A 4,574-nucleotide genomic window follows, 5' to 3' on the forward strand; every position below is an offset into this window, starting at 1 on the left:
GCATGATGACTCTCCGGTAGCAGGGGGGTTGTGCTTGGGTGTGGAGTCATCTTCTGCCGATCCTCGCATAGCGTCCAAGACCGATATCCAATGCTGCGCATAAGTGACACCTATGGATGCGCCCCCCGATTTCCGCCACCACCACAGACCCTGTGGGAGCGGGCTTGCTCGCGAATGCGTCGGGTCAGTCGACTTTTGTGCCTATTGCCACACCGCCTTCGCGAGCAAGCCCGCTCCCACAAATTGATCGGTGTCGGGCAGGAATTCGAGGCAATAAAAAAAGGCCTGCTCTTGTTGGGAGCAGGCCCTTTTTATTTATGAGTCAGCGATGACTCATTTCAATTAGTAGAACCGGTCAATCACCCGAACTTCGTTGTTGTTCTGCAGCGAATCCCAGGCCTGTTTCAGCGTTTGCAGAACATTACCGATGAAGTCCTTGTCGGCTGCGGCTTTCTTGCCGACATAGCCCTGGCCGCGACGGTACATCTTCAGGCGGGCCAGCAGGTTCTGGTTGTTCTGGTCGAACTCCGCTTCGTGGGCGTAGGGCGACAGGCTGTCGATATGCACCTGACCCGATTTGCTGATCCACAGAATATGGCTGTCGTGGCTGTCTTTTTTCGCAGCGAACATACGAGCCAGTTCTTCGATAGTCGGTTGATTGTTCAGATTCATGGTAGAGCCCCCTTGACCATTTGGTGATCTTTCAAAGTTGATTCGCTAATACAAGTAGCCCATCGGTTAGTTGATCCCTGGCACCGAAACCAGGACGTCAGCAGTCGTTCGCCGCAAGTGGCGAGGTCCTGCGTCTGTTGCATGTAGTCGTGTTGAATAACTGCTACGCAATAGCGTCACAACGAAGAGAAGCGGCGATAACCTTTTGGCCCTGCCGACCTTTTCAGGCTCGGCCACAAGCGTCATGAGGATGGATCGCCAGCGCTTCTCGTCCTTGTACTGGACGTTCAGGCCAGGTCAGCTTCTTCAATCTGCCTTGTGGGCAGCGTGTATCCGGAAAAAACAGCTCGGCGGTCAGACGAGCTTGCTCAAACGTGTTGCCTGTACTCCCGATCGGGGAGACGTCTGCATCATGCAAGGGCAAATCGAAGGCGTCAACGGTTTTGTAGTGATTATTTTTGGTCACTACATATTGTCGGACAAAGTCGATTTGGAATTAGGGAAGGGATGTGGCGGGGTCAGGCGGGTGAGCCGGCAAAGCGATAAACGACGCATGGATTGGCGTCGATCGTCAGGTGATGCTGGCTGACGTCTTGCGCTGCGAGCCTCGGAATGACTGCCTTCCAGAACTGCGCCGCAGGCAGATTGGCCGCCAGATGCAAAATTTGCCACTGACCGGGAAATCGACTCAAGAGGGTGGAAACGACAAAAGTCGCGACACCCTGGCCACGAAAGCGTCGTGCGACGAACAGGTAACCGATGTTGTATTCGGCGTCGGGCAAGCAGGTGGCGTTGTCCACGGTCACGAATCCGGCGAGTTCGCCGTCGACTCGGATCAGAAACGGCCGGGTTGCGGGGTTTCGCCAATAGTCGGTCAGGGGTTGGAGATTGAAAAAGCCGTGTTCGCCCAGTTCCAGCGGCAGCCATTGGCTGAAGTCGTAGGTGTAGAACTGCATCAGGTTTTCGATGATTGGCAGGTCGTCGCGTTGGGTGGGGTGCAGTTCAATGGTTTTCATGGAAGGGGCTCCTGGATACATCAACCAAGGATAGGTCGAACAACGAGGACCCCGTGGCGAGGGAGCTTGCTCCCGCTGGAGCGCGCAGCGGTCCCCGCTTTTCGGGCAACAAAAAGGGCCGCTTCGCGACCCAACGGGAGCAAGCTCCCTCGCCACAAAAGCTCCCTTGTCACAAAAGCTGCCTTGGCACAAAAGCTCCCTTGCCACCAAGAGCTCCCTTAGCACAGAAATTGCGTCAGGCTTCAGCCTTTGCCTGATGTCTTGGCGGGTCGTTTGGATGCGGTCGCAGCCTTGCGCTTGCCAGGCTTGCGCTTGTTTTTCCACGGGGTCGCACCGCGCCCTGCAGGGCTGGCGGGACCGGTGATGGTCATGCTCATCCCGGCGCAGCGGGCCACTTGCTTGCTCATCCACGCCGCCTGTTTGGTGACGAACTCCTCCAGGCTCATTTCTCCACTCTGCACCATGTCCAGCGCCTGTTCCCAAATCGCGGTGGTGCCCGGGTCGGCAATGGCCCGCGGTACGGCGTCGATCAGGCTGAAGGCGGCGGGGGTGGCGGCCAGGGCCTTGCCGTTCTTGATCAGGTAACCACGGTCCAGCAGGCCCTGGATGATCGAGGCGCGGGTCGCTTCGGTGCCGATGCCGGTGGTGTCCTTGAGCTTTTGTTTGAGCAGCGGGTCTTCCACCAGCTTGGCGACGTTTTTCATGGCCTTGATCAAGTCGCCTTCGGTAAAGGGTTTGGGCGGTTGGGTCCACAGGTCCTTGAGCTGGACGTTGGCCACCGCGCAATCAATGCCCTCGCGCAGGTGCGGCAAGGTTTGCGGGGCAGGCGCTTCGCGGCCCTTGGCTGGCGCCAGGGCTTCGGGCAGGGCGCGTTTCCAACCGGGTTCGACGATCTGCTTGCCGACCGCGCGCAGAGCCTGGCCGGCGCAGTCGAAGTCGGCCTGGGTGCGGTCGTATTCGTGGTTGGGCAGGAACTGCGCCAGATAGCGGGCGCGGATCAGGGTGTAGACGGCGCGCTGCTTGCCCGCCAGGCGTTCGAGGTTCTTCGCCGCGGCGGTGGGAATGATGCCGTGGTGCGCGCTGACCTTGGCGTCGTTCCAGGCCCGCGAACGACGCTGCGGCTCCAAATGGTCGCGCAGGGCGTCGAGCGTTGGGTCGGCCTGGCGCAATGCCGCCAGAATCGCCGGCGCTTCGCTGTGCTGGCTCAGGGGCAGGTAGCCGCAGTCGCTGCGCGGGTAGGTGATGACCTTGTAGGTTTCGTAGAGCGACTGGGCGATATCCAGGGTTTCCTGGGCGCCGAGGCCGAGTTTCTTCGAGCAGACTTCCTGCAGGGTCCCCAGGTCGAACGGCAGCGGCGCCACTTCACGCATGCGCTCGGTGCGCAGCTTGATCACCCTGGCACTGGCCGCGCCCATCATGGCCGCTGCAGCTTGCTGCGCCAGCGGCTGGTTCAGGCAGCGATCCTGGTCGTCGCAACTGTCGGAAGGGGCGCGCCATTGCGCGGTGAACGGGGTGCCGTCGTGCAGCAGTTGCACGTCGATGGCCCAATAGGGCACCGGGACGAAGTCGGCGATGCTGCGGTCGCGGTCCACTACCAGGCGCAGGGTCGGGGTCTGCACGCGGCCCACCGGCAATACCCCCTGATAACCGGACTGGCGCCCCAGCAGGGTGAACAACCGACTCATGTTCATGCCGATCAGCCAGTCGGCCCGGCTGCGCCCCAATGCGGAGTGATACAGGCTGAAGGTTTCGGCCCCAGGCTTGAGTGCGGCCAGGGCCTTGCGGATCGAGGCATCGTCCAGCGCCGACAGCCACAAGCGACGAATCGGCCCGCGATAGCGGCAATGCTCCACCAGTTCCCGGGCGATCATTTCGCCCTCACGGTCGGCGTCGGTGGCAATGATCAGTTCCGAAGCTTCACCCAGCAGGCGCTTGACTGCCTTGTACTGACTGGCGGTGCGCGGCTTGACGGTCATCTTCCATTTGTCCGGGATGATCGGCAGGTCCGCCAGCACCCAGCGCTTGTAGCGAGCGTCGTAGGCATCCGGCGGCGCGGTTTCCAGCAGATGGCCGATGCACCAGGTCACCGTGACGTCCGTTCCCAGCCAGCAGCCATCGCCACGGCGCCTGGCGCCGAGCACGGTCGCAATGTCCTTGGCCTGGGAAGGTTTTTCGCAAAGGTACAGCCGCATAACCACCATCGTCGATCAGTGTCCGGGAGGTGCACAGAATGGCGGTTGATGCGCGCGGCGGCAATCTTTATCTGTATGGATGTACAGCGTGTGCGTGAAGAAGGTTTTAAAAGCCCGTTTGGCTGTGAGGCCGTCGTGAGGGGGGAATTTGAGTTATACCTGTTTGATCGTGGTCTCAGGTTTTGGGGCTGCCGTGCAGCCCTTCGCGGGCAAGCCACGCGCCCACAGGGTCAATCATCGTCATGAGGAATGTGTTCCATGAAAAGCACCGGTCCCAGTCCTGTCATCACCATCGCCGAGCAACCCGGCTGCCTGTTGGTGAAGTTCCACGGCATCCAGGTGGCGGCGTCTTCCCGCGCGTTGGTGCTGCTGGAAGCCAACTACCCGCCGGTGTACTACGTGCCGCGCGAAGACATCGACGAGAAGTATTACGCCCGCACCGATCACACCAGCTATTGCCCGTACAAGGGCGATGCCAGTTATTTCAGTTTGCAGGTGCCGGGGCATGAAGGGGCGAATGCGGTGTGGAGTTACGAGAATCCGAAAGTGTCCGTGTCGCAGATCAAAGACTATGTGGCGTTCTACCCGGACCAGGTGAAATTTGAAGTGGTCGAACTCGACGAGTGATCTTCAAGCCTTGACCTTGTGGGAGCGGGCTTGCTCGCGAAAGCGGTGTGTCAGTCGCCAATGATGC

4 protein-coding genes are annotated in these 4,574 nt (G+C 60.2%); 1 reads left to right on the top strand and 3 read right to left on the bottom strand.

What is annotated here, in order from left to right:
* Nucleotides 1-342 precede the first annotated feature (342 nt).
* The 3 genes from B0W55_RS28725 to B0W55_RS28740 form a co-directional block, all read right to left on the bottom strand.
* Complete coding sequence (locus tag B0W55_RS28725) at nt 343-672, bottom strand: hypothetical protein (RefSeq protein WP_077049281.1); 330 nt, start codon at nt 670-672, stop codon at nt 343-345.
* Between the two features lie 518 nt (nt 673-1,190).
* On the bottom strand, nt 1,191-1,688 hold the full coding sequence (locus B0W55_RS28735) for a GNAT family N-acetyltransferase (protein WP_077049283.1): 498 nt from the start codon (nt 1,686-1,688) through the stop codon (nt 1,191-1,193).
* A 242-nt stretch (nt 1,689-1,930) separates the two neighbouring features.
* Nucleotides 1,931-3,880, bottom strand: a complete 1,950-nt coding sequence (locus B0W55_RS28740; RefSeq protein ID WP_077049285.1) for a DNA topoisomerase III — start codon at nt 3,878-3,880, stop codon at nt 1,931-1,933.
* Between the two features lie 258 nt (nt 3,881-4,138).
* Here B0W55_RS28740 and B0W55_RS28745 point away from each other — a divergent pair, with 258 nt between their 5' ends.
* Nucleotides 4,139-4,507, top strand: a complete 369-nt coding sequence (locus B0W55_RS28745) for a DUF427 domain-containing protein (protein WP_077049284.1) — start codon at nt 4,139-4,141, stop codon at nt 4,505-4,507.
* Nucleotides 4,508-4,574: the final 67 nt, after the last annotated feature.

Origin of the sequence: Pseudomonas sp. KK4 (genome assembly GCF_001984065.1) — a bacterium.
Lineage (GTDB): Bacteria > Pseudomonadota > Gammaproteobacteria > Pseudomonadales > Pseudomonadaceae > Aquipseudomonas.

What these genes read in the sequence shown, in the direction of transcription:
- B0W55_RS28740 (WP_077049285.1), bottom strand. Translation starts at nt 3,880, where the DNA reads ATGCGGCTGTACCTTTGCGAAAAACCTTCCCAGGCCAAGGACATTGCG.
- B0W55_RS28745 (WP_077049284.1), top strand. Translation starts at nt 4,139, where the DNA reads ATGAAAAGCACCGGTCCCAGTCCTGTCATCACCATCGCCGAGCAACCC.
- B0W55_RS28725 (WP_077049281.1), bottom strand. Translation starts at nt 672, where the DNA reads ATGAATCTGAACAATCAACCGACTATCGAAGAACTGGCTCGTATGTTC.
- B0W55_RS28735 (WP_077049283.1), bottom strand. Translation starts at nt 1,688, where the DNA reads ATGAAAACCATTGAACTGCACCCCACCCAACGCGACGACCTGCCAATC.